Consider the following 24,419-nt stretch of genomic DNA (forward strand, 5'->3'; position numbering starts at 1 on the left):
CGGCCCCGCACGGCCGGTACTCCGCCCGTGCGCCCCACCGCGCGGGGCGGCCGCCCGTCCGGGGTGCCCGCACCGCGATCCGCGCGAGGCGTGAGGGTGCGAGGCTTCCGTGACCCCCTCCCGTGCGCCCCTGCGCCGGAAGCGCTCCCGTGAAGGCCTCGTAGAATCGTGGGCACCATGGCCTATCTCGACCACGCCGCGACCACTCCGATGCTTCCGGAGGCGATCGAGGCGATGACCGCCCAGCTCGCCGTCACCGGCAACGCCTCCTCGCTGCACTCGGCGGGCCGCCGCGCACGGCGCACCGTCGAGGAAGCGCGCGAGACCCTCGCCGAGGCGCTGGGCGCCCGGCCCAGCGAGGTCGTCCTGACCTCCGGCGGCACCGAGGCCGACAACCTCGCCGTGAAGGGCCTGTACTGGTCCCGCCGCGCCGCCGACCCGGCCCGCACCCGGGTCCTCGCGAGCCCCGTGGAGCACCACGCCGTCCTGGACGCCGTCGACTGGCTCGCCGTCCACGAGGGCGCCCGGGTCGAGTACCTGCCGGTGGACCGGTACGGGCGCGTGCACCCCGAGACGCTGCGCGAGGCGATCGCCCGCGACCCCGCGGACGTCGCCCTGGCCACCGTCATGTGGGCCAACAACGAGATCGGCACCGTGCTGCCGATTCGTGAACTGGCCGATGTGGCCGCCGAGTTCGGCATCCCGCTGCACGCCGACGCGGTCCAGGCCTTCGGTCAGCTCCCCCTCGACTTCGCCGCGTCCGGCCTCGCCGCGATGACGGTTTCCGGCCACAAGATTGGCGGCCCCTACGGCATCGGCGCCCTCCTCCTCGGCCGCGACCACACCCCCGTACCGGTGCTGCACGGCGGCGGGCAGGAACGCCAGGTCCGCTCCGGAACCCTGGACGTCCCGGCCACGGCCGCCTTCGCCGTCGCCGCACGGCTGGCCGCCGAGGGGCGCGAGGAGTTCGCGCGCGAGGTCGGCGCCCTGCGGGACCGGCTGGTCGAGGCGGTGCGCGAGGCCGTGCCCGAGGCGGTGCTCGGCGGGGACCCCGTCGACCGGCTGCCCGCCAACGCGCACTTCAGCTTCCCCGGCTGCGAGGGCGACTCGCTGCTCCTCCTGCTCGACGCCCAGGGCATCGAGTGCTCCACCGGATCCGCCTGCACCGCCGGCATCGCCCAGCCCAGCCATGTACTGCTCGCGACCGGTGTGGCGCCCGAACTGGCCCGCGGCACCCTGCGGTTCTCACTCGGACACACCTCCACCCGGGCCGACGTCGACGCACTGGCCAAGGCCATCGGACCGGCCGTCGAACGGGCGCGGAGCGCGGGGCTCTCCTGACCCCACGGCGCCCGGCCGAGCGCCGCGTCGTACGGTCCGTACCACCGAGTCACGGCCCTGGCCGAGAATCGCCTATGGTGTGCTGGCCCGTGGTGGTGGGGGCGCGGCCGGTGTTCCGGCGGCCCGAGGGCGCGCAGGTGTTCCGCCGTGCGCGAGGCCGCGGGCGGAACCAGGTACATACAGGAGGAACGTCGTGGACACGACTTCGCGCGCACTGCGCCGTACCGCGGCCGGTGCCGCAAGCCTGCTCGCGGTGGCGCTGCTCGCCGCCTGCGGCGGCTCGGACGACAAGGACGCGTCCGGCCCCAAGGGGGAGAAGGGCAAGGGGAGTTCGGCGTCCGGCGGCTCGGCCTCGGGCGGCGGTGACGCGTCCGGCGGCGCGGACGGCAGCGGCGGCTCGGACGGCAAGACTCTCAGCGCGGCCGAGCTGGAGACCGCGGTCGTCAAGGACGGTGAGGTCCCGGGCCACAAGATCTCCGAGCGCGCGAAGGTGGACCGGACCGCGGAGAAGGACGTGAAGACCGAGCGGGCCGAGTGCGGCCCGCTGGCCAACGCCGCGCTCGGCACCACCACCGGCGGCCCCGCGGCCAAGGTCGAGCGCGAGGCGCTCACCAAGCCCGCGAAGGGCGAGGTGAAGGACCCCAAGGACCTGGAGTCCGCCTTCGACGCGACCAAGTCCATGATCAGCCTCGCCGCGTACGAGGACGGCGGCGCGCGCTCGGCGATGGAGGCCCTGCGCAAGGGCGTCGCGCCCTGCGGGGGCGGCTTCACCACGCACGCCCACGGCGAGGACCTGAAGATCACCTCCGTCAAGGAGGACACCGCCCCGAAGCTCGGCGACGAGGCGACCGCGTTCACCGTCGTCAACCAACAGGGCCACGACAAGGCCTCGTTCAAGGTCGTCGTGGTGCGCAAGGGCAACACCCTCGCCTACTTCACCTCGCTGAACCTCGGGGCGATCGTCAGCGGCAAGGACTTCGACTTCCCGGTCGAGCTCGCACAGGCACAGGCCAAGAAGCTGGCCTGACAGCCGAGTTGGCGGGCGCTCGCGGCATGCGGGCGCCCGCGTCCGGCGGCGGCGCGAAAGGTGCCGGTCGCGGCGAAGGGTGCCGGTTCCGGCCCGCTCAGGTCTGCGCCTTGTGCGCGTCCCTGACCAGCCGCAGATACCGGTCCCAGTCCCAGAACCGGCCCGGGTCGGTGTGGTCGGTGCCCGGCACCTCCACATGCCCGACGATGTGCTCGCGGTCCACCGGCAGGTCGTAGCGTGCGCAGATGCGGGCGGTCAGACGGGCCGAGGAGCGGTACATGGCGTCGGTGAACGACTCGGGCCGGTCCACCCAGCCGACGTGCTCGATGCCGACGCTGCGCTCGTTGTACTCGCGGTTGCCGGTGTGGAAGGCCACGTCGAGCTCCCGGATCATCTGCGTGACGTGACCGTCGCCGCGCACCACGTAATGCGTGGCCGCCCGGTGCGAGGGATCGCGGAAGACCTTGACCGTGGAGCGGTAGCTGCCCTGTGTGACATGCACGACCACGCGGTCGACGGCGTAGTCGTCGGGCCGGTCCGCCCGGCGCCAGTTCGCCGGGGAGGCACCGATCCACAGGGCGCCGGTGTAGTCGACCTCACCCGGTGTGCGCGGCTTGTCCACGCCGGGTGTGCGCCACCACAGCCGCGCGAGATCGCCGCGGGCGAGCGCGCCGACGCCGATCGCGGCCCCGGCACCGCCGATCAGCAGTCCCCGTCGGCTGATCCGCTTCCCGCCGTCCTTGCCCGACCCTGCCCCGCCGCCCTTGGCGGCGCCCCCGCCACTTCCGCGTTCACGCTGCATCCACCCCGCCCTCCTCCCCGTCCGCACCGGTTCCGCCGGTCCCTCGGGCCGCCGTTCTCCCGGTATGCGAACGTCAACGAAATCACGGACGAATACAGTTCCCCGGACCCGTACCCTGGACGGGTTATGACTGACACCCCCGCGCGCCCCCTCCGTGTCCTCGCCGCCATGTCCGGCGGGGTGGACTCCGCCGTCGCCGCCGCCCGCGCCGCCGAGGCCGGGCACGACGTGACCGGAGTGCACCTCGCGCTCTCGGCGAACCCGCAGTCCTTCCGTACCGGCGCCCGCGGCTGTTGCACCATCGAGGACTCCCGCGACGCGCGCCGCGCGGCCGACGTCATCGGCATCCCGTTCTACGTCTGGGACCTGGCCGAGCGCTTCCGCGAGGACGTCGTCGAGGACTTCGTCGCCGAGTACGAGGCCGGGCGCACTCCCAACCCCTGCCTGCGCTGCAACGAGAAGATCAAGTTCGCCGCGCTGCTCGACAAGGCGCTCGCCCTCGGTTTCGACGCGGTGTGCACGGGCCACTACGCCCAGGTCGTCACGCTCCCCGACGGCTCGCGTGAGCTGCACCGCGCCTCGGACATGGCCAAGGACCAGTCGTACGTGCTCGGCGTGCTCGACGAGCGGCAGCTCGCGCACGCCCTGTTCCCGCTCGGCGACACGGTGACCACCAAGGACGAGATCCGCGCGGAGGCCGAGCGGCGCGGGCTCGCGGTCGCCAAGAAGCCCGACAGCCACGACATCTGCTTCATCGCCGACGGCGACACCCAGGGCTTTTTGGCCAACCGCCTCGGCCGCGCCGAGGGTGACATCGTCGACGAGTCCGGCGAGAAGGTCGGCACCCACGAGGGCGCGTACGGATTCACCATCGGCCAGCGCAAGGGCCTGCGCATCGGCACCCCGGCCCCGGACGGCAAGCCGCGCTACGTCCTGGACATCTCCCCGGTGGACAACACCGTCACCGTCGGCCCGGCCGCCGCCCTGGACGTCACGGCGCTCGTCGCGGTCAAGCCCCGCTGGTGCGGCGTCGCGCCCACCGGGCCCGGTACGTACACGGCGCAGCTGCGTGCGCACGGCGGCGAGAGCGAAGTACGCGCCGAACTCGTCGACGGCGAGCTGCGGGTCGACTTCGACGAGGCACAGCGCGGCGTCGCGCCCGGTCAGGCCGTGGTGCTCTACGACGGGACGCGGGTGGTGGGTTCGGCGACCATCGCGCGGACGGTACGGGCGACTTCGTCGGTGTGAGGCAGGCGGGCGCGGAGGCTTCGGCTCCGCGCCCGCGCCTACGCCCGCGCCTACGCCCGCGCCTACGCCCGCGCCTACGCCCGCGCCTACGCCCGCGCCTACGCCCGCGCCTACGCCCGCGCCTACGCCCGCGCCTACGCCCGCGCCTGGGCTTTCGCCCGCGCTCGCACACGCGAAGGGGCGGTGCCCGGACCCCCGGACACCGCCCCAGCCGTACCCCCACTCAAGGTGCGGCGCGTTGCGCGCGGTTCGCGCGCCGGATCAGCCCTTGACGTTCACCCCCGCCCAGGCCGCTTCCACGGCCTTGACCTCCGCGCCGCCCTCGCCGTAGAGGTCGGCGGCGGCCTTCAGCGTGCCCTCGCGGGCGCCGTGGTAGTCGGTGGTGGAGGTGAAGTACGAGGTCAGCGCCTTGTACCAGATCTTCACGGCCTTCTCGCGGCCGATGCCCTCGACCGTGGAGCCGTCCTTGGTGGGCGAGTCGTACTTGACGCCGTTGATCTCCTTCGCGCCGCTGCCCTCGGACAGCAGGTAGAAGAAGTGGTTGGCCGGGCCCGAGGAGTAGTGCACGTCCAGGTCGCCCAGGTTCTCGTCCCAGTAGTCGGCCGAGTCGCCGTCCCGGCTGGGCTTGTCCTGGTAGCGCAGCGGGGTGCCGTCGCCGTTGATGTCGATCTTCTCGCCGAGCAGGTAGTCGCCCTTGTCCTCGGCGTTGTCCGCGTGGAACTCGATCGCGGTGCCGAAGATGTCGGAGGTGGCCTCGTTGAGGCCGCCCGACTCGCCGCTGTATTCAAGACCGGCCGTGGCCTCGGTGACACCGTGGCTGAACTCGTGGCCCGCGACGTCGAGTTGGTTCAGCGGGTGCTTGCCGCCCGCGCCGTCGCCGTAGTAGATCGAGAAGGTGTCCGGGTCCCAGAAGGCGTTGACGTAGTTCTGGCCGAAGTGGACGTAGGACTTGGGTGCCACTCCGTCGCCGCGGATGCCGTCCCGCCCGAGCACGTCCTTGTAGAAGTCCGTGGTCCGGGCGAAGCCGTAGGCCGCGTCGACGGCGGCGGTCTGCCGGTTCGCCGGGGTGCCGTCGCCCCAGACGTCGTCGGCGTCGGTCAGCAGCACGCCCTTGCCGCTCTGGGCGTTCTTCAGGTCACGGGTCTCGTGGCCGCCGCGGGCGGTGTCGACGAGCTGGAAGCCCTTGGAGGTCTTCTTGCTGTCGATGTCGACCTTGCCGCTGTACTGGCTGGTGTCGTCGCCGTTCTTGATGTCCTGGAACGCGTAGAGCTTCTTGCCGGTGGCGGCGTCCGTGATGACGTGCAGACGGCTGGGGGTGCCGTCCTCCTGGAAGCCGCCGACGACGGTCTCGTAGGCGAGGACGGGCTTGCCCTTCGCCGCCCACACGACCTTGCGGGGCGCCGCGTCGGCGGTGAGCGAGGCCTGCTTGCCGTCCTCGGCCGTGGCGACCTTGGCGGCCTTGGCCGCCTTCAGCGCCGCCGCCTTGGCCTTGTGCGGAGCGAGCTTCGGGGTCAGCGAGGCCACCGCGACCTTCGCCTTGGTGGCCTTGGTGACGCCCTCGACCTTGCCGCCCTCGGCGCGGTGCACGACGAGGTCGCCGCCGAGGACGGGCAGTCCGCCGTAGGTCCGCTCGTAGCGCTGGTGGACGGTGCCGTCGGCGTCCTTGACGGTGTCCTTGAGGACGAGCTTCTCCTTGGCACCGAGGCCGAGCGCCTGTGCGGTGGCGCCCGCCGAGGTGTCCGCGGACCGCTCGGGCGCGGCACCCGCGGTACCGGTGGCGACGCCCACCGCGAGAACGGCGGCGGCGACACTCGCGGCACCGCCCGCGAGGGCCAGCCGCTTTCTGGTGCCGGAAATTCCGGTTACTGAAGACACGTGAACTCTCCTGTGAGCGTGGGGAGTCGGGCGGCTTTCCGCCCGCCTGACAAGGAGTCGAGCCTTGCTGGGGCAGGACCCTGACACTCCGGACGCGCACATGTCACGCGGCAAATGTCGAGTTGAGAGCGCCTATGTCCGATCTGCTCGCCTGTTGTTCACGTAACGGACAAGAACGGTGCACAAGCCGAAATGAACGGTGCACAAAGGGACATGGGGAATACGGGACTCCGCAACACCGTCAGGCTTCGACGACCTCGGTCTCGTAGAAGCAGAAGTGGTCCTTGATCCGCTGCACGTTCTCGAGCGGCTCCGGGTACGCCCACACCTGGTCCTTGCCGCCGGGCAACGACCAGTAGGAGGCCGTGCCCTTGAAGGGACACACGGTGTGGCTGTCGGAGGGTTCGAGGAGTTCGGTGCGGACGTCGGCGGGCGGGAGGTAGTAGCGCGCCGGGTAGCCGGTCTCGTGCAGGATCAGGGGCCGGGTGGTCTCGGCGACCACCTGCCCCTCGTGCACGACGCGGACGTGCTGGCTGCCCTGCTCGATGGTGATGGTGTGTCCGTTGGTCACGAAACTGCCCTTCCCTGTCGGTCGTTCGGCCGGTGCGGCACGGCCGGTCACCGCCAGTAGAGCACCGGCACCGGCGCGGAACTTCCCCTCGCCGCGCACGAAATCCGGTGTCGCGGCCGACGCGCTGTCGCGATCATGGAGCGGATACCGACATGCCGACACCCGACCGGGAGGACTCACCCGCCATGCCCGTACCCGCCGATCCCACCGTCCTGCATCCGATGCCCGGGCAGCCGCGCGTGGTGCTGCTCAAACCGCTGGTGAAGTCGCCGCTGATCGAGGTCGGGGAGTTCTCCTACTACGACGACCCGGACGGGGCAACGGAGTTCGAGACGCGCAACGTGCTCTACCACTACGGGCCGGAGAAGCTGGTCATCGGCAAGTTCTGTGCGCTGGGCACCGGCGTCCGGTTCCTCATGAACGGCGCCAACCACCGTATGGACGGCCCCTCGACCTTTCCGTTCCCCACCATGGGCGGCTCGTGGTCCGAGCACTTCGACCTGCTCTCCGGTCTGCCGAACCGGGGGGACACCGTGGTCGGCAACGACGTCTGGTTCGGTTACGGCTCCCTGGTGATGCCCGGCGTGCGGATCGGTCACGGCGCGATCATCGGCGCCGGTGCCGTGGTCACCACGGACGTGCCCGACTACGGGATCGTCGGCGGCAACCCGGCCCGTCTCCTGCGTACCCGCTACAGCGAGCCGGAGATCGAACGGCTTCTCGCCGTGGCCTGGTGGGACTGGCCGGCCGAGCACCTCACCGACCATGTGCGGACGATCATGTCGGGCAGCGTCGCGGACCTGGAGGCGGCCGCGCCGAAGACTCCCGCGTGACTCCGGCGCTTGCTCCGCCGGTCGAAGCCTCTTCGTCCGGTTCCGGGCGTACGCCCTGTCGGTGGCGGCTCGTACTGTGGGGCGTATGAACATCTGTGTCTTCCTCTCGGCCGCCGACCTCGACGAGCGCTACACGGGCCCGGCGCGCGAGTTCGCCCAACTCCTCGGCAGGGGCGGGCACTCGCTGGTCTGGGGCGGGTCCGAGCGCGGCCTCATGAAGGTGGTGGCCGACGGGGTGGCCGAGGCGGGCGGGCGACTGGTCGGTGTGAGCGTGGAGTTCCTGTCCGAGGCGGCCAGGGCCGACGCCGACGAGATGGTCGTGGCACGCGACCTCGCCGAGCGCAAGGCGCTGTTGCTCGCCAAGTCCGACGCCGTGGTGATCATGGTCGGCGGCATGGGCACCCTCGACGAGGCCACCGACATCCTCGAACTCAAGAAGCACGGCCACCACGACAAGCCGGTGGTCCTGCTCAACACCGCGGGCTACTACGACGGTCTGCGCCGGCAGTTCCAGCGCATGGACGAGGAAGGCTTCCTGCCCCGCCCGCTCACCGACCTGGTCTTCTTCGCCGAGGATCCGGTGGGCGCGCTGGCGTACCTGGAGGAGTGGGCCGGGAAGCAGTGACGCGGAGCGGGGGCGACCGGGGCCGGGGCGCGGTGCGAGCATGACCCCATGCCTACTCATGTGATCACCGGTGCCGGTTCCGGCATCGGCGCCGCCGTCGCCCGCCGACTTCAGGCACGGGGCGACGAACTGGTCCTGCTCGCCCGTGACGCCGGCCGCGCCAAGGAACTCGCCGCCACCTACGAGGGAGCGCGCACCCTGGTCGGCGATCTCGCCGACCCCGACAAGCTCTCCTGGGCCTTCTCCCACCAGGCGCTGCCCGACCGCGTCGACTCGCTGCTGCACATCGCGGGCGTCGTCGACCTCGGTCCCGTCGGTGAGCTCACCCCCAAGACCTGGCGGCACCAGCTCAACGTCAATCTGATCGCCCCGGCCGAACTCACCCGGCACTTCCTGCCCCAACTGCGCGTCACCCAGGGCCAAGTGGTCTTCGTCAACTCCGGCGCCGGCCTGAACGCCCACCCCAACTGGTCGGCGTACGGCGCCTCCAAGCACGGTCTGAAGGCGCTCGCCGACGCGCTGCGCGGCGAGGAGCGCCCCCATGGCGTACGGGTCACCACGGTCTATCCGGGCCGCACCGCGAGCCCCATGCAGGCCAAGGTGCACCAGCAGGAGGGCAAGGAGTACGACCCGGACCGCTGGATCGACCCGGAGTCGGTGGCGACCACGATCCTCATGGCGCTCGACCTGCCGCGTGACGCGGAGGTCAACGACCTCACGGTGCGCCCGGGACGGTGACCGGTGCGCGCGGTCGGGCTCCGTGCCGTGACCTGCGCTCGGGCCGGTTCGGCGGGCGGCGCCCGGTTACGTACGCTTCCCGGGTGAGCGAAAACAGCGAGTGGGTGCTGCCGCCCGCCACCGGCATCGGATCGATGCCGGGCGGCGACGCCCGTGAGGCCGCCAAGACCGTCGTCGGCAGTTTCGATTCCGGCCAGGGCATGGCCCATCTTCCGGAACTTCCCCAGCGCGGCCCCGGCGCCGACATGATCGGCCGGACCGCGGGCCTGCTCGTCGACGTGTACGCCCGCGTCGAACCGAGCGGCTGGCGCATCGGCGACCGGCCGGGCATGGACACCCGCCGGGCCCGCTCCTGGCTGGGCGAGGACCTGGACGCCCTGGAGGAGTTCACCCAGGGCCACCAGGGGCCGTTGAAGGTGCAGGCCGTCGGCCCGTGGACGCTCGCCGCCGCACTGGAGCTGCGCAACGGTGAGGCCGCGCTCTCCGACCTCGGCGCCTGCCGCGACCTCGCCGCCTCGCTCGCCGAAGGGCTGCGCGGCCATCTCGCCGAGGTGCGCAGGCGGGTGCCCGGCGCCGAGATCGTCCTCCAGCTCGACGAGCCCTCGCTGACCGCCGTACTGCGCGGCCACGTCAAAACGGCGAGCGGCTACCGCACCCACCGCGCCGTGGACCGCCAACTCGTGGAGGGCACCCTGCGCGAGGTGATCGGCGTCCACGAGGAGCGGCGGGTGCTCGTGCACTCCTGCGCGCCCGACGTGCCCTTCGCGCTGCTGCGCCGCGCGGGCGCCGGGGGCATCTCCTTCGACGCCTCACTGCTCACCGAACGTGACGACGAGGTGCTCGGGGAGGCGGCCGAGAACGGGACCAGGCTGCTGGCCGGAGTGGTGCCGACGCTGCCGCCCGCGCCCTCGCCGGGAGGCGCGCGGGCCGCCGTGTCGGGCTCCGGGGCAGGGGCATTGTCAGACCCTGCCGGTAGCGTCATGGGGGTCAGGACGTTGTGGCGCAGGCTCGGACTCGATCCGCGGCTGCTGTCGCGCGCCGTCGTGGTCACCCCCGCCTGCGGTCTCGCGGGGGCCTCCCCGGCGTACGCGCGACAGGCGCTGGCCCACTGCGTCCGGGCGGCGAGATCCCTCGCGGACAACCCTGAGTAACGGGAGGCAAGACGGTGGCCGGCCAGCAGCAAGCACAGCCCGCGGATGTGCCCGCCGAGGCACGGGAGCAGCACGCGCAGCTCGCCGAGCAGATCGAGGAGCACCGCTTCCGGTACTACGTGAAGGACCAGCCGGTCGTCACCGACGCCGAGTTCGACCGGCTGCTGCGCTCCCTGGAAGAGCTGGAGGAGCGCCACCCCGAGCTGCGGACGCCCGATTCGCCCACGCAGAAGGTGTCCGGTGCCTACGAGACCGAGCTGACCGCGGTCGAGCACCGCCAGCGGATGCTCTCCCTGGACAACGCCTTCGACGACGCCGAACTCGCCGCCTGGGCCGAGCGCGTGGCCAAGGACGTGGCCGGCGCCGAGTACCACTTCCTGTGCGAGCTCAAGGTGGACGGCCTCGCGGTCAACCTCACCTACGAGCACGGCAAGCTGACCCGCGCGGCGACCCGCGGCGACGGTCGCACCGGCGAGGACATCACCCCCAACGTGCGCACCATCGCCGAGATCCCGGAGCGGCTGCACGGCGAGCGCATCCCGGACCTGGTGGAGATCCGCGGCGAGGTCTACTTCCCGATGGACGCCTTTCAGGAGCTCAACGCACGGCGCGTGGAGGCGGGCGAGAAGCCCTACGCCAACCCCCGCAACTCCGCCTCGGGTTCACTGCGCCAGAAGGACCCGCGGGTGACCGCGACGCTGCCGCTGCACATGGTGGTGCACGGCATCGGCGCCCACGAGGGCCTGCGACTCGCCCGGCTCTCCGAGGCGTACGAGCTGCTGCACGAGTGGGGGCTGCCCACCGCGCGCCACAACAGGGTCGTCGACGGCCTGGAGGGCGTCCGCGAGTTCATCGCGTACTTCGGCGAGAACCGCCACTCCGTGGAGCACGAGATCGACGGCGCCGTCGTCAAACTCGACGAGATCCCGCTCCAGGGCCGCCTCGGCTCCACCTCGCGCGCACCGCGCTGGGCCATCGCCTGGAAGTACGCGCCCGAGGAGGTCAACACCAAACTCGTCAACATCCGGGTGGGTGTGGGCCGTACGGGCCGGGTGACGCCCTACGCCCAGGTGGAACCGGTCACCGTGGCCGGATCCGAGGTGGAGTTCGCCACCCTGCACAACCAGGACGTGGTCAAGGCCAAGGGCGTGCTCATCGGGGACACCGTGGTGCTGCGCAAGGCAGGTGACGTGATCCCGGAGATCCTCGGCCCGGTCGCCGACCTGCGGGACGGCAGCGAGCGCGCGTTCGTGATGCCCGCCGAGTGCCCCGAGTGCGGCACCGCGCTGCGCCCGATGAAGGAGGGCGACGTCGACCTGCGCTGCCCCAACGCCCGTACGTGCCCCGCCCAGTTGCGCGAGCGCCTGTTCTACCTCGGTGGCCGCAAGTCCTTCGACATCGAGCACTTCGGATACGTGGCCGCCGCGGCTCTCACCAAGCCGTTGGAGCCCTCCACACCGGTGCTCGCGGACGAGGGCGACCTGTTCGACCTGACCATCGAGCAGTTGCTGCCCATCAAGGCGTACGTACTCGACCAGGACAGCGGGCTGCCCAAGCGGGACCCGAAGACCGGCGAGGACAAGATCGTCACGGTGTTCGCCAACCAGAAGGGCGAACCGAAGAAGAACGCCACGGCCATGCTGGAGAACATCGCCGCGGCCAAAGAGCGGCCACTGGCACGGGTGTTGACGGGTCTGTCGATCCGGCACGTCGGCCCGGTCGCCGCCGAGGCACTGGCCCGCGAGTTCCGCTCCATCGACCGCATCGAAGCGGCCACCGAGCAGGAACTGGCCAATACCGAGGGCGTCGGGCCGATCATCGCGGCCTCGCTCAAGCAGTGGTTCGCCGAGGAGTGGCACCGCGAGATCCTGCGCAAGTGGCGTGCGGCCGGGGTCCGCATGGAGGAGGAGAGCTCCGGCGAGGACGAGGGCCCGCGCCCGCTGGAGGGCCTGACCGTCGTCGTCACCGGCACGCTCGCCTCCCACACCCGCGACGGCGCCAAGGAGGAACTCCAGCTCAGGGGCGCCAAGGTGACCGGATCGGTGTCCAAGAAGACCTCGTTCGTGGTGGTCGGCGACAACCCCGGTTCCAAGTACGACAAGGCGATGCAGCTCAAGGTCCCGGTGCTGAACGAGGACGGCTTCGCGGTACTGCTCGAAGAGGGGCCCAAAGCCGCCGCCGATGCGGCGCTTCCCGTGGAGGAGTAGCGGGAATCACCCAGACGAAGGTCACCCGTGCGGGCATATCAGACTGATACGGGTGGCTGGGCTGTATTCGGGCAACCGTCCGCGACCGCTGCCCGCGAACGCGTTCGGCGGCCTACTGTTGACTTGTGCACCTGCCGTTGCCCGGTTGTACGGCGGGAACAACGACGCGGGTCACGGGCCGCCGAACGGCGGGGCCGGGCGGCGGTGGACAGTGCCGGCGCGTGGCGTCAACCCGACGGACCACGTAGGCGAGAGCACCGCCGGCTGTGAGAGGGACGGGTATGGAACCGACCGAGAGCGCTGCCCCGTACTCATGGCTGCGCCGCGGACGGGAGCCCGAACACCCGTCCGCGGTACGCCGCGAGAGCGCCTGCCCGGGCGGCGGCCCGGGCGCCCAGGCGCAGGAGTGCCAGCGCCGCAACAACCTCCTGCCGCTGCTCATCGTGGTGGCCGCGGCCGCGCTGCTGGGCACCGGCATCCAGCGCGCGATCAGCGGCGGGCACGCCCTGTTCCCGGGCGGCACCGGAGGCTGGGCGCTGGCCGTACTGACCGGCGCGCTGGTCGGCCACCTGGTCGCCCTCGGCCACAACAGGCGCTGGGGGACGACCGGTTCGAGCACCTCCCTCACCCTGGCCGTGCTCCTGCTGTACGGCTGGGCGCCCGCCGGAATGGTCAGCCTCGCCGTCGTCCTGCTGGTCTCCTTGGCACGCCATCAGCGGTGGTGGCAGAGCCTGTTGCAGGGTTCGGCCGACCTCCTCGGCATCGGCATCGGGGCGTTACTTTTGTGGGCCTTCGGCCGCTCGCCCTCGGTCGAGGCCCCCTGGGAGCCGATCACCTGGGACCGCTACACCGCCCCGCTGCTCGTCCTGGTCGCCCTCGCCTATCTGACCGTCACCCGGGGCCTGTTGTGGGCCGTGGACCTGCCGGGCGGCCCCGGCCGCGGCGGCACCTCGCTGCGCAGCGCACTGATGCGGCACGGTCTGGTCGGCATCGCCCTGCTCGGCATCGCCCCGCTGATCTGCGTGGTGGCCCTCGCCCGCCCCGTACTGCTCCCGCTGTTCGCCGTCCCGCTGATCGCCCTCGACTCCACCCTGTGGATCGCCAAGGCTCGCGCCGAGGAGCAACTGCGCGACCCGCTGACCGGGCTGCCCAACCGTCAGTGGCTCCTTGAGCGCACCTGGACCGCCCTCGACGAGGCCCAAGGGGCCGAGACCCGCACCGCGTTGATGCTGATCGACCTGGACAGGTTCCGCGCCGTCAACGACACTCTCGGCCATCTCGCGGGCGACCGCCTCCTGTTGCAGATCGCCGACCGGCTGCGGGTCGCCCTGCCGCCCGGCGCGGAGGCCGCCCGGCTCGGCGGCGACGAGTTCGCCGTACTGCTGCCGGTGGCCGACTCCACCACCTCCGCCACCCGCATCGCCCGCTCCGTGATCGGCGCCCTCGGCTCCCCGCTCGACCTGGACGGACTCACCCTGGTCCTGGAGGCCAGCGCCGGACTCGCCGTCTTCCCCGACCACGCCACCGACGCCGAGGGCCTGCTGCGCCGCGCGGACGTCGCCATGTACCAGGCCAAGCGGGACCGCACCGGAGTCGAGGTGTACGAGTCCAAGCGGGACTCCAACACCCCCGACCGGCTGGGCCTGTTGGGCGATCTGCGCCGCGCGCTCGACGCCCGCGAGGTCGACCTGCACTACCAGCCCAAGGTGCGCTTCGACGGCCAGGTCGCCGGTCTGGAGGCCCTGGTGCGCTGGGTGCACCCCGAGCGCGGCAGCGTGCCGCCCGACGAGTTCATCGCCATCGCCGAGTCCTCCGGCCTGATGCCGCACCTCACCGAGTACGTACTGGAGACCGCGCTGGCCCAGGTCGCCGCCTGGCGCAAGCAGGGCCTGTTCGTGCCGGTCGCCGTCAACGTCTCGCCGCGCGACGTCCACACCCCCGGCTTCGCGGGCTCGGTCGCCGCCCGGCTCGCCCGGCACGGCGTACCGGCGGGCGCCCTCCAGTTGGAGATCACCGAGCACGTCCTGCTGGAGGACCCGCAGCGCGCCGCCGACACCCTGGCCGCGCTCACCGGCCACGGCGTGAAGATGTCCCTGGACGACTTCGGCACCGGCTACTCCTCCCTGGTGCACCTGCGCAGGCTGCCCGTCAGCGAGCTGAAGATCGACCGCTCGTTCGTGGCCCGGCTCGCCATCGACCCCGAGGACGCCGAGATCGTCCGCTGCACCCTCGACCTCGCGCACTCGCTCGGCCTGCTCGTGGTCGCCGAGGGCGTCGAGGACGACGAGACCTGGGAGCGGCTGCGCGACCTCGGCTGCGACGCCGTACAGGGCTGGCTGGTCGCCGCCGCGATGCCCGCCGCCGAGACCACCACCTGGCTGCGCGCCCGCGGCGCCCACGGCTGGCAGCGCCGCACCGCGGCCCGCGAGTCCGACGACACCGGAGAACCCGACCGCGCACCGGGACGGGTGGTTCAGTAGCGACGGACCACCGGGGCCGCGCCCGGCCCGGTGGCCCCGCGCCCGCGCTCTCGCATCAGGGCACCTACGGATTTCCGTAGGTGCCCTAGTCGTTTTCGCCCGCGCGCCCCCGCCCGCGCCTACGCACACCCGTGCCCCCGCCCGCCACCCCGAATCCGGCCATGGGCACCGCCGTTTCACGGGCACTGTGTGCGGCCCCATAGGATTGGGCCCCAACACCACTCACCCCAGCAGAGGATCGCTGCATGCCTGGCATCACGCGCGAGGAGGTCGCCCACCTCGCCCGGCTGGCGCGTCTGGAGCTGAAGCCCGAAGAGCTCGACCACTTCGCGGGCCAGCTCGACGACATCATCGGCGCGGTCGCCCGCGTCTCCGAGGTCGCCGACCAAGACGTACCGCCGACCTCCCACCCGCTCCCGCTGACCAACGTCATGCGGCCGGACGAGGTCCGTCCCTCGCTCACCCCGGAGCAGGCGCTGTCCGGCGCCCCTGCCCAGGAGCAGCAGCGTTTCAAGGTGCCGCAGATTCTGGGGGAGGACTAAACAGTCGTGACCGACATCATCAAGCTGACCGCCGCCGAGACCGCGGCGAAGATCGCCGCCGGCGAACTGACCGCCGTCGAGGTCACCGAGGCCCATCTGGCCCGGATCGCCGCAGTGGACGAGAAGGTGCACGCGTACCTGCACGTCGACCGGGAGGGCGCGCTCGCCCAGGCCCGCGCCGTGGACGCCAAGCGTGAGCGCGGCGAGAAGCTCGGACCGCTCGCCGGTGTGCCGCTGGCCCTGAAGGACATCTTCACCACCACGGGCATGCCCACCACGGTCGGCTCCAAGATCCTCGAAGGCTGGGTGGCGCCCTACGACGCCACCGTCACCAAGAGGCTCCAGGCCGCCGACATCGTCATCCTCGGCAAGACCAACATGGACGAGTTCGCCATGGGGTCCTCCACCGAGAACAGCGCCTACGGCCCGACCGGCAACCCCTGGGACCTCACCCGTATCCCGGGCGGCTCCGGCGGCGGCTCCAGCGCCGCGCTCGCCTCCTTCCAGGCCCCGCTCGCCATTGGCACCGACACCGGCGGCTCGATCCGCCAGCCCGCCGCCGTCACCGGCACGGTCGGCGTCAAGCCCACCTACGGCGGCGTCTCCCGCTACGGCATGGTGGCCTTCTCCAGCTCCCTCGACCAGGGCGGCCCCTGCGCCCGTACGGTGCTCGACGCGGCCCTGCTGCACGAAGCCATCGCCGGACACGACCCGCTGGACTCGACCTCCATCGACGCGCCCGTACCGCCGGTCGTCGAGGCCGCCCGCAACGGCAGCGTCGAGGGCATGCGCGTCGGCGTGGTCAAGCAGTTCCGCGGCGAGGGCTACCAGCCGGGCGTGCTCCAGCGCTTCGACGAGACGGTCGCCCTGCTGAAGGAACTCGGCGCCGAGATCGTCGAGGTGGACTGCCCGAGCTTCGACCTCGCGCTGTCCGCGTACTACCTGATCGCCCCCTCCGAGTGCTCCTCGAACCTGGCCCGGTTCGACGCCATGCGCTACGGCCTGCGGGTCGGCGACGACGGCTCCCGGTCGGCCGAGGACGTCACCGCCCTCACCCGCGAGGCCGGGTTCGGCGACGAGGTCAAGCGCCGCATCATGCTCGGCACGTACGCGCTCAGCTCCGGCTACTACGACGCGTACTACGGCAGCGCGCAGAAGGTCCGCACGCTCATCACCCGCGAGTTCGAGCAGGCGTTCGCGCAGGTCGACGTGATGGTCTCGCCGACGACGCCGACCACCGCCTTCCCGATCGGCGAGCGGGTCGACGACCCGATGGCGATGTACCTGATGGACCTGTGCACCATCCCGACCAACCTCGCGGGCAACGCCGCCATGTCGCTGCCCTGCGGCCTGGCGCCCGAGGACAACCTGCCGGTCGGGTTCCAGATCATCGCCCCGGCCCTCAAGGACGACCGCCTGTACAAGGTCGGTGCTGCTGTCGAGGCGGCCTTCGTGGAACGCTGGGGACACCCGCTTCTCGAGGAGGCTCCGTCACTGTGAGCGCAATGAGCAAGAAGGCCAAGGACTTCAAGAAGTCCAAGTCCGGCATCTATCTCTCGATCGGCAGCACCGCCTTCGGTGCCCTGAGCGTCTTCAAGCAGGCCAAGCTGGCCCGCAGGGAGAGCGACACGCTCCGCCTGATCGACGCCGGAGTCTCGGCCGCCGCCATCGTCACCGGTCTCGCGATCCTGTACCGCGAGCTCAAGCGACTGGGCGACGACGACGTACTGCTGGGCTGAGGTCCGGTTCGGCGGGGGCCCGGCCGCGGCCGGGCCCCGCGGCCGTTCGTGAGGTGTGCCATGGGCGAGAGGAGGAGGTGACACGGTGATCACGCGTATCGAGATCGACGGCTTCAAGACCTTCGAGGACTTCTCCCTCGACGTGCCGCCGTTCCTCGTTCTCCTCGGCCAGAACGGCTCCGGCAAGTCGAACCTGTTCGAGGCGATTTCCTTGCTGGGGCACCTTGTCGAGGAGCCCAGCAGCCAGACCGTCGTACGGCACGCACGGCGCGGGGGGCCGCAGGGGCTCTTCCGGCGGGGGCCCGACGGGGCGTTGGCCAAGTCCGTCAGGATCGCGGCCACCGTTGTGGTGGACATCGCCGAGCACGGGCGCTGCCCCCTGTCCGTCGAAGCACGTATCGGCTACCGGGAGGCCCCGGAACCGCTGGAAGTCGACCTGGACATCCGTACCGACGGTGCAGCGGCCCTGATGGACGCGGTCCAGCGCTGGCACGCGTTGCGGGAGGCGGTCGCGGGCTGGCGGATCCTGGACCTGCTGCCCGACGCCCTTCGCCTCCCCGCCGACCCCTACGACCAGGACCCACTGGCGGAGGACGGCCACAACCTCGGCGCGGTGATGGGCAGGGTCTGGGCCTCGGAGGAGTCCCGTACGCGCTACCAGGCCGATGTGGCCGCACTGCTCCCCGACATCGCCGCCATCGACGTGGTGCGCGAGAGCGAGCGCGCGCAGTGGGAGATCTGGATCCAGCACCGGCACGAGCCCCGCATGTCACCCCGGGTCGTCTCCGGCGGCACGCTGCGCGTCCTCGGACTGCTCGCCGCCGCCCACGACCCCGCCCACCCGGGTGTACTGATGGTCGAGGAACTGGAGAACGGCCTCTACCCGAACCGTGTGCCGCGGCTTCTGCACCGGCTCACCAGGTGCACCACGGACCCGGCCGGACCGGACGACCGGACACCGGCGAGCGGCTCCGGAGCCCGGCAGATCATCGTGACCTCCCACTCCCCGGTGGTGCTGTCCTCGGTTCTCGAAGAGGCCCCGCACGATGTGCTCTTCCTGGACACGGTGACGCGGGTGCGCAGGGGGCTGGCGCCCACCCGGATCACCCGGGGCCGGATGGTCGCCGAGAGCGGCGAGCGCGGCAGCTATGTGACCCCGATGGAGGTCGGGCAGTACCTGGACCCGGTGGGGTACGCCCGTGGGACTTAGGTACTTCAGCCTCGCACTGCTCACCGAGGGGCTGAGCGACCAGTGGTTCCTGCTGCCGCTGATCGACCGGCAGATCACCTCGCTCGAAGCCGCCTCGGACGAGGGCTTCGCCTTCGGCGGGTCCGGCCCGGGAGGCTGCTTCACCGTGGCGCCCAGGCAGCGCGTGGTCCGGGAGGTCGAGATGCTGCTCGACCACTTCGACGTCGTCGTCCTGCATCAGGACCACAACGAGCGGGACAAGATCGACTCGGTACGGAAGATGCTGCCCCACTCCGCGGAACGCGTGCTCGGTATCGTCCCCGTTCGGGAGACCGAGGCGTGGATGCTCGCGGATCCGGACGCGCTGCCGCAGTCCGCGGCCACGGCCGTCCGTGAGCTCGTGGCGGGCCCGGCCCACGCGGAGAAGGTGCCCGACCCGAAGAAGGCCCTGGCCCAGGCACTGGGTCCGCGGCACCAGCCCGAATACGAATTCGACAGACTGGGACAGACGGTGTCCCTCGACATCATGGAGCGGGTCCCCGCGTACAACCGCTGGGTCTCGGATCTGAAGACAGTGATGAAGGAGTTGCGTTTCCTGTGACCGCCACGACCGACCTGGTGTCATACGAGGACGCGCTCGCGTCGTACGACCCCGTCATGGGCCTGGAGGTCCATGTCGAGCTGGGCACCAGGACCAAGATGTTCTGCGGCTGTGCCACCGAGCTCGGGGCCGAGCCGAACTCGCAGACCTGCCCGACCTGTCTGGGTCTGCCGGGTTCGCTGCCCGTCGTCAACGCGACCGGTGTCGAGTCCGCGATCAAGATCGGTCTCGCGCTGCACTGCGAGATCGCCGAGTGGTGCCGCTTCGCCCGGAAGAACTACTTCTATCCGGACATGCCGAAGAACTTCCAGACCTCGCAGTACGACGAGCCGATCGCCTTCAACGGCTACCTGGACGTCCAGCTGGAGGACGGCGAGGTCTTCCGGGTGGAGATCGAGCGCGCCCACATGGAGGAGGACACCGGCAAGTCCACCCACGTCGGTGGCGCGACCGGTCGTATCCACGGCGCCCAGCACTCGCTGCTCGACTACAACCGCGCGGGCATCCCGCTGATCGAGATCGTCACCAAGCCGATCGTCGGCGCGGGTGACCGGGCCCCCGAGGTCGCCAAGGCGTACGTCGCCGAGCTGCGTGAGCTCATCAAGGCGCTCGGTGTCTCCGAGGCCCGGATGGAGATGGGCCAGATGCGCTGCGACGTGAACCTCTCGCTGATGCCCAAGGGCACCGAGAAGTTCGGTACGCGCTCGGAGACCAAGAACGTCAACTCGCTGCGCTCGGTGGAGCGCGCGGCCCGCTTCGAGATCATGCGCCACGGGGCGGTGCTCTCCTCCGGCGGCACCATCGTGCAGGAGACCCGCCACTTCCACGAGGAGGACGGTTCCACCACCTCGGGCCGGATCAAGGAAGAGGCCGAGGACTACCGGTACTTCCCCGAGCCGGACCTGGTGCCGGTGGCGCCCTCCCGCGAGTGGGTCGAGGAACTGCGCGCCACGCTGCCCGAGTTGCCGCTCGCCCGCCGCAACCGGCTGCGCGAGGAGTGGGGCGTGACCGCCCACGACATGCAGTCGATGCTCAACGCCGGTGCCATCAACCCGATCGTCGCCACCATTGACGCGGGCGCCCCCGCCGACCAGGCCCGCAAGTGGTGGATGGGCGAACTCGCCCGCAACGCCAACGAGACCGCCCGCCCGCTCGACGCCCTGCCGATCACCCCGGTCCAGGTCGCCCGGGTGACCGAACTCGTCGCCGCCGGTGAGCTGAACGACAAGCTGGCCCGTCAGGTGATCGAGGGTGTGCTCGCGGGCGAGGGCACCCCGGACGAGGTCGTCGAGAAGCGCGGCCTGAAGGTCGTCTCCGACGAGGGCGCCCTGACCAAGGCCGTCGAGGAGGCCATCGCGGGCAACCCCGGCATCGCCGACAAGATCCGTGGCGGCAAGGTGCAGGCGGCCGGTGCGCTGGTCGGCGCGGTCATGAAGGCCACGCGCGGCCAGGCGGACGCCGCCCGCGTGAAGGAGCTGATCCTCCAGCAGCTGGGCGTGGAGGGCTGAGCGGAGGCTGAGCGGCTCCGGCCGACCGACTCCTGCTCCCGGAGACCGAACGGCTCCAGAAGGGCGGTGCACCAACTGGTGTGCCGCCCTTCGGCGTTGGGGGGCGTCTGCCCAGGTCAGGTTCCAGGTGCTGGAATCTGTTTGATTTCCGCTCGGAGATTGCATAAGAACGCACTGTGCGAAGACCTGGGAGACCTCGAATACCTGGACCGACACCTGGATCGACACCCGGACCGGTGCCGCGATGAACCTGCTGAAGTACATCGGCGCGCGGGCCGTCTCCCAGCTCGGCGACGCCATGCTCCCGGTGGCCCTGACCTTCGGCGTCCTCCAGGCCGGTTACGGCGCGACCGGCGTCGGCCTCGTACTCGCCGCCCACCTCTTTCCCTTCGTGGCGTTGCTCCTGCTCGGCGGTGTGCTCGCGGACCATCTCCACCCCAAGCCGGTCCTGTTGGCGGCGGACGCGGTCCGGGTCGTCTCGATGGGCTTCATGGCCGTCCAGTTCGCGAGCGGCGAGCCCGTGCTCTGGCAGTTGGTCGTGGCACAGGCCGTCACCGGAACCGCCGGCGCCATGTTCGAGCCCGGCTCCAAGGGCCTGGTGCCGCATGTGGCGCCCGGCCGGGTCCGTGAGGGGTACGCGTATCTGCGGATCAGCGAGTCCGTGGTCACCCTCGCCGGGCCCGCCCTGGCCGGTCTGCTCCTGGCCTTCGTCGGTCCGGCCGTCGTCATCGCCGTGGACTGCGCCAGCTATCTGCTGAGCTGCGTCCTGATCGCCCTGGTGAAACTCCCGGCCCGGCCTCCGGCCAAGGGCAGGCCCCGGATCACAGCCGATCTGCGGGAAGGCTGGCGGGAGTTGAGAGCCCGCACCTGGCTGTGGGTGGTGATCGGGTCCTTCGGTCTGCTGGGCCTGTTCCTGTGGGGCCCGTACCAGGTGCTGGTGCCGACGATTCTGATCGAGGACCACGACGCGACCACCTACGGTCTGCTCCAGGCCGTGTTCGGCGCCGGGGCCGTCTGCGGCGGCTTCGTGGGCCTGCGCCGCGAACCCCGACGCCCGCTGTACGTGGGCGCGTTGGCGATGATCGCCTTCGTACCGCAGCTCTGGCTGATCGCCACCGGCGCTCCCGTCGCGATCATCGGGATCGCCATGTTCGCGGCGGGTGCCGGACGTGCCTTCTGGGGCGTGATGTGGTCCACCTCGGTGCAGTCCCAGGTCCCGCCGGGCGCACTCAACCGCATCTCCGCATACGAGGTCATGGGCTCCATGCTGCTGCTCCCCGTCGGCAGCACCCTCGCCGGACCCGCCTCAACCGCCTTTGGCACCACGGCCGTTCTGGTGGCGGCAGGCTGCGCGGGCCTGCTCGCCTTCGCCTCCCTGGTGGCGGTACCCGCCGTCCGGGGGCTGACCTCCGGAACGGCGGGCAGAACGGTCACGGGGAGTTCTGTGGTGCCGGAGTCCGAGACCGCCACGGTCAGGGAGTGACGGTCAGGGCCGACGGTCGACGGTCAGAGCCCGCCCATATCCGAGAGGAACGCGGTCCAGGTGGCCGGTGCGACGGTGAGCATCGGGCCGGACGGGTTCTTGGAGTCGCGGATGTGGATGGCGGTGGGGTGGGGGGAGACTTCTAGGCAGTTGCCGCCTTGGTCGGTGCTGTAGCTGGACTTGCGCCAGGTATGGGCGACTTCCAGGCAGTCGCCGCCCTGGTCGGAGCTGTAGCTCGACTTGAACCACGCGAGATGGGCTGTATGGCTGCTCCGCGCAGTGCTCATGACTCTCCTAGCAGTTCGTCCAACAGATCCATGCTTGCTCGTGGAGAGAGCGCCTGGGACCGTAGCATTCCATATTTCTGCTGGAGAACGCTGACCTGACCTGGGTCTTCATGGAGGAAACTGACCAACTGCCCCTCCACGTAGGCCAAGTCGTCGTGGTCTGGGGTCTCGAGGAGCACCATGGGGCCTGCGAGACCGGCGTGCGGAGTCGTGTTGGTGAGCATGATCTGGACGCCCACATTGGGTAGGTCGGCGAAGCGGCGCAGCTCAGCGATCTGGCGTTGCATCGCCTCTTCGCCTCCCAACGGACGCTGAAGAACGGCCTCTTCGATCACGAAGTTGGCAACAGGAGGCCGCTCGCGTTGCCAGACCTGTCGCCGAGCCATTCGGGCCGAGAGCCAGTTGTCAGCAATCTCCTCTGCCACTGGCGGGAAGTAGCAGTCGAATGCCGCTGCTGCGTACTCCTTGGTTTGCAGCAGCCCGGGCACGACCTGGTTCTGATAGGAGAGCACCGTCAGTGCCTCCTGCTCGTAGTCCAGGAAATCCTGGACGAATGCCGGGACCTTCTCCCGCAGCGGCACCTTCTCCACCGCAACCGCCAACACCCCTTTCGTCTCCAGCAGGTTGTCCAGGATCTCGGCCAGCGAGAGTTTGAGCGGGCGGCGGCCCTGCTCGATGGAGGCGATCGTCTCCTCGTCCACGTGGATGAGATCGGCGAGCGCGCGTTGGGTGAGGTTGGCGGCGCGGCGGAAGTGGCCGAGTTGTGCGCCGATGACGTGCCAGGAGGTGCCCTTCTTGGGCCTGTTTGCCTTGTGCATGCGTGCGTGTTTCCCCGTTCACGACGGATCGCGCCCCGCACTTCCCGTACGGGAGCGCCGTACGGACACCACGTAACACTGTCCTGACGCTCAGTGACAAGCGTGTGCGAGTTAATCAGATTTGTTCGAATCCGGGGGAGGGGTGCGGTTTACGCGGAGTGGACGGGAATCAGTCCGGGCCCCAGTACCTGCGCATCGGTTTCTCGCGAGACAACTCGTCCTCGTGCAGGGTGAGTTGGACCGCCTCCGGCACCGGCAGGTTCCGGTCCCGTTTCAGCTCCTCGACCGCCCGGCAGGGCAGGTACGGAGTGAGGCGGCCGTGTTCGAGTAGTGCTCGCCCTGAGGGCTGCCACTGGGTCGCTGTCCGCCCGGCCGCCACCACGGGCGGACCTCGGACTTGGCGATGACCAGGTAGGCGTAGCGCTCGCGTTCCCGGCGTTCGCCGAAGTCCTCCCAGAAGCTCTTGTGGTGGAGGTGGTCGTCGATCATGAGCGGCAGCACGGTGTCGAGCACTTCGTCCTCGTACGCGGCCGCGATCTTTCCGCCCTCGATGAGGAGCATCACTTCGACTTCGAGCGGGCTGCCCAACTCACGCCGGAGCCCGCTCTGTTGACGTCGCGCCCACCACGAGACCATGGAGCCAGGATGGCGCGATCGGGACGGTCGGCGAAAGCCGGTGGCCCGGAGCGCGCACGGAAAGGGGAAGGTGTCCGCCATGACGACCGTCGCATCGGACTCCGCCGGGGCACCGGACCCCACGGAGGCATCGGGGACATCGGGACCGCCGGGCCGGACCCAGGACCGGAGCTGGAACCAGGAGGTGAGCCAGGGCAACAGCCTTGCCCGGGACGGCAACCCGGACCGGGAACAGGACCGCATCGCTCATACGGTCGCCGCCCTCCAGACCGACCTCGCGCGCACGGACGGCAAGGCGAACCTGCTGCTCGCGCTGACGGGCGCCGCGCTGGTTGCGGTACTCACGGTGGCGGCAGGTCGCCAACTCCCCTTACCGGCAAAGGCGTCCGGAGCGGCGGGCGCGGCGATGCTGCTGGCCGCGACGGTCCTCCTGCTGCTCGCGGTCCGTCCGGTCCTCGCGGGCGGCGGCTGGACGAGCTGGTCCGCACTGGACCCGGAGGAACTGCGGGCCCGCCTGGTGTCCGGCTACGAGGCGGAGCACCTGAGATTCATGGCCGTACTCGCGACGCGTAAGTTCCGGCTCATACGGGCGGCCGTCGACTGCATGCTGGTGGGTGTGGTGCTGCTCGCGGTCTCGGCGGTGCTGGTGGGGCTGGACTGAGATCCTGGGACGGCGGTGACGGGCGGGTGCGGGTCGCCGGTACGAGAGCGGAGCCGA

General features: G+C 70.8%; 23 protein-coding genes. 17 read left to right on the plus strand and 6 right to left on the minus strand.

Annotated features, from left to right (window positions below; all coding sequences use genetic code 11):
• The first annotated feature begins 177 nt into the window (after nt 1-177).
• Together HUT18_RS26070 and HUT18_RS26075 are read left to right on the plus strand one after the other, a co-directional pair.
• The gene (locus HUT18_RS26070) at nt 178-1,341 is read left to right on the plus strand and encodes a cysteine desulfurase family protein (RefSeq protein ID WP_176102975.1); all 1,164 of its coding nucleotides are present in this window, start codon (nt 178-180) and stop codon (nt 1,339-1,341) included.
• Nucleotides 1,342-1,534: 193 nt separating this feature from the next.
• On the plus strand, nt 1,535-2,368 hold the full coding sequence (locus tag HUT18_RS26075) for a hypothetical protein (protein WP_176102976.1): 834 nt from the start codon (nt 1,535-1,537) through the stop codon (nt 2,366-2,368).
• Between the two features lie 97 nt (nt 2,369-2,465).
• Here HUT18_RS26075 and HUT18_RS26080 read toward each other — a convergent pair whose 3' ends face one another.
• Nucleotides 2,466-3,170, minus strand: coding sequence for an N-acetylmuramoyl-L-alanine amidase (locus HUT18_RS26080; RefSeq protein WP_176102977.1), 705 nt, complete (start codon nt 3,168-3,170; stop codon nt 2,466-2,468).
• 126 nt (nt 3,171-3,296) lie between these two features.
• Between HUT18_RS26080 and mnmA the strand changes: the two genes are divergently transcribed.
• Nucleotides 3,297-4,418, plus strand: coding sequence for a tRNA 2-thiouridine(34) synthase MnmA (gene mnmA / locus HUT18_RS26085; protein ID WP_176102978.1), 1,122 nt, complete (start codon nt 3,297-3,299; stop codon nt 4,416-4,418).
• A 261-nt stretch (nt 4,419-4,679) separates the two neighbouring features.
• Here mnmA and HUT18_RS26090 read toward each other — a convergent pair whose 3' ends face one another.
• Together HUT18_RS26090 and HUT18_RS26095 are read right to left on the minus strand one after the other, a co-directional pair.
• The gene (locus tag HUT18_RS26090; RefSeq protein WP_254878816.1) at nt 4,680-6,293 is read right to left on the minus strand and encodes a M4 family metallopeptidase; all 1,614 of its coding nucleotides are present in this window, start codon (nt 6,291-6,293) and stop codon (nt 4,680-4,682) included.
• Between the two features lie 241 nt (nt 6,294-6,534).
• Entirely contained in the window at nt 6,535-6,864 is a 330-nt protein-coding gene (locus HUT18_RS26095; RefSeq protein WP_176102979.1) for a DUF427 domain-containing protein, read from the minus strand.
• A 185-nt stretch (nt 6,865-7,049) separates the two neighbouring features.
• On the opposite strand from HUT18_RS26095, the gene HUT18_RS26100 reads away from it, so the two are divergent.
• From HUT18_RS26100 to HUT18_RS26160, 13 genes are all read left to right on the plus strand, one after another.
• The gene (locus tag HUT18_RS26100) at nt 7,050-7,697 is read left to right on the plus strand and encodes a CatB-related O-acetyltransferase (RefSeq protein ID WP_176104814.1); all 648 of its coding nucleotides are present in this window, start codon (nt 7,050-7,052) and stop codon (nt 7,695-7,697) included.
• An 85-nt stretch (nt 7,698-7,782) separates the two neighbouring features.
• Nucleotides 7,783-8,322 (plus strand): TIGR00730 family Rossman fold protein, encoded by a 540-nt coding sequence (locus HUT18_RS26105; protein ID WP_176102980.1) that lies wholly within the window; start codon nt 7,783-7,785, stop codon nt 8,320-8,322.
• A gap of 48 nt (nt 8,323-8,370) precedes the next feature.
• Nucleotides 8,371-9,060 (plus strand): SDR family oxidoreductase, encoded by a 690-nt coding sequence (locus HUT18_RS26110; RefSeq protein WP_176102981.1) that lies wholly within the window; start codon nt 8,371-8,373, stop codon nt 9,058-9,060.
• A gap of 83 nt (nt 9,061-9,143) precedes the next feature.
• Complete coding sequence (locus HUT18_RS26115) at nt 9,144-10,211, plus strand: methionine synthase (protein ID WP_176102982.1); 1,068 nt, start codon at nt 9,144-9,146, stop codon at nt 10,209-10,211.
• 14 nt (nt 10,212-10,225) lie between these two features.
• On the plus strand, nt 10,226-12,418 hold the full coding sequence (ligA, locus tag HUT18_RS26120) for an NAD-dependent DNA ligase LigA (RefSeq protein WP_176102983.1): 2,193 nt from the start codon (nt 10,226-10,228) through the stop codon (nt 12,416-12,418).
• A gap of 281 nt (nt 12,419-12,699) precedes the next feature.
• Nucleotides 12,700-14,898 (plus strand): bifunctional diguanylate cyclase/phosphodiesterase, encoded by a 2,199-nt coding sequence (locus tag HUT18_RS26125; protein WP_176102984.1) that lies wholly within the window; start codon nt 12,700-12,702, stop codon nt 14,896-14,898.
• A 245-nt stretch (nt 14,899-15,143) separates the two neighbouring features.
• Complete coding sequence (gene gatC, locus HUT18_RS26130; RefSeq protein WP_031117542.1) at nt 15,144-15,440, plus strand: Asp-tRNA(Asn)/Glu-tRNA(Gln) amidotransferase subunit GatC; 297 nt, start codon at nt 15,144-15,146, stop codon at nt 15,438-15,440.
• A 6-nt stretch (nt 15,441-15,446) separates the two neighbouring features.
• Nucleotides 15,447-16,940 (plus strand): Asp-tRNA(Asn)/Glu-tRNA(Gln) amidotransferase subunit GatA, encoded by a 1,494-nt coding sequence (gene gatA, locus HUT18_RS26135; protein WP_176102985.1) that lies wholly within the window; start codon nt 15,447-15,449, stop codon nt 16,938-16,940.
• 5 nt (nt 16,941-16,945) lie between these two features.
• On the plus strand, nt 16,946-17,179 hold the full coding sequence (locus HUT18_RS26140) for a hypothetical protein (protein WP_176102986.1): 234 nt from the start codon (nt 16,946-16,948) through the stop codon (nt 17,177-17,179).
• Nucleotides 17,180-17,264: 85 nt separating this feature from the next.
• On the plus strand, nt 17,265-18,389 hold the full coding sequence (locus HUT18_RS26145; protein WP_176102987.1) for an AAA family ATPase: 1,125 nt from the start codon (nt 17,265-17,267) through the stop codon (nt 18,387-18,389).
• Nucleotides 18,379-18,969 carry a DUF4276 family protein gene (locus HUT18_RS26150; protein WP_176102988.1) on the plus strand — a complete coding sequence of 197 codons (591 nt, stop codon included), beginning with the start codon at nt 18,379-18,381 and terminating at the stop codon, nt 18,967-18,969. The genes HUT18_RS26145 and HUT18_RS26150 overlap by 11 nt, the downstream gene beginning before the upstream one ends.
• Complete coding sequence (gatB, locus tag HUT18_RS26155) at nt 18,966-20,477, plus strand: Asp-tRNA(Asn)/Glu-tRNA(Gln) amidotransferase subunit GatB (RefSeq protein ID WP_176102989.1); 1,512 nt, start codon at nt 18,966-18,968, stop codon at nt 20,475-20,477. Before HUT18_RS26150 ends, gatB begins: the two co-directional genes overlap by 4 nt.
• Before the next feature lie 244 nt (nt 20,478-20,721).
• The gene (locus HUT18_RS26160; protein ID WP_176102990.1) at nt 20,722-21,960 is read left to right on the plus strand and encodes an MFS transporter; all 1,239 of its coding nucleotides are present in this window, start codon (nt 20,722-20,724) and stop codon (nt 21,958-21,960) included.
• A 23-nt stretch (nt 21,961-21,983) separates the two neighbouring features.
• Here HUT18_RS26160 and HUT18_RS26165 read toward each other — a convergent pair whose 3' ends face one another.
• The 3 genes from HUT18_RS26165 to HUT18_RS26175 form a co-directional block, all read right to left on the minus strand.
• On the minus strand, nt 21,984-22,247 hold the full coding sequence (locus HUT18_RS26165; RefSeq protein ID WP_176102991.1) for a DUF397 domain-containing protein: 264 nt from the start codon (nt 22,245-22,247) through the stop codon (nt 21,984-21,986).
• A complete protein-coding gene (locus HUT18_RS26170; RefSeq protein ID WP_176102992.1) occupies nt 22,244-23,065 on the minus strand; it encodes a helix-turn-helix transcriptional regulator in 822 nt (273 codons plus the stop codon). The genes HUT18_RS26165 and HUT18_RS26170 overlap by 4 nt, the downstream gene beginning before the upstream one ends.
• Nucleotides 23,066-23,338: 273 nt before the next feature.
• Nucleotides 23,339-23,701 (minus strand): hypothetical protein, encoded by a 363-nt coding sequence (locus HUT18_RS26175; RefSeq protein WP_176102993.1) that lies wholly within the window; start codon nt 23,699-23,701, stop codon nt 23,339-23,341.
• Between the two features lie 79 nt (nt 23,702-23,780).
• On the opposite strand from HUT18_RS26175, the gene HUT18_RS26180 reads away from it, so the two are divergent.
• A complete protein-coding gene (locus tag HUT18_RS26180) occupies nt 23,781-24,362 on the plus strand; it encodes a Pycsar system effector family protein (protein WP_254878817.1) in 582 nt (193 codons plus the stop codon).
• Nucleotides 24,363-24,419 lie beyond the last annotated feature (57 nt).

Source organism: Streptomyces sp. NA04227, assembly GCF_013364195.1.
GTDB lineage: Bacteria > Actinomycetota > Actinomycetes > Streptomycetales > Streptomycetaceae > Streptomyces.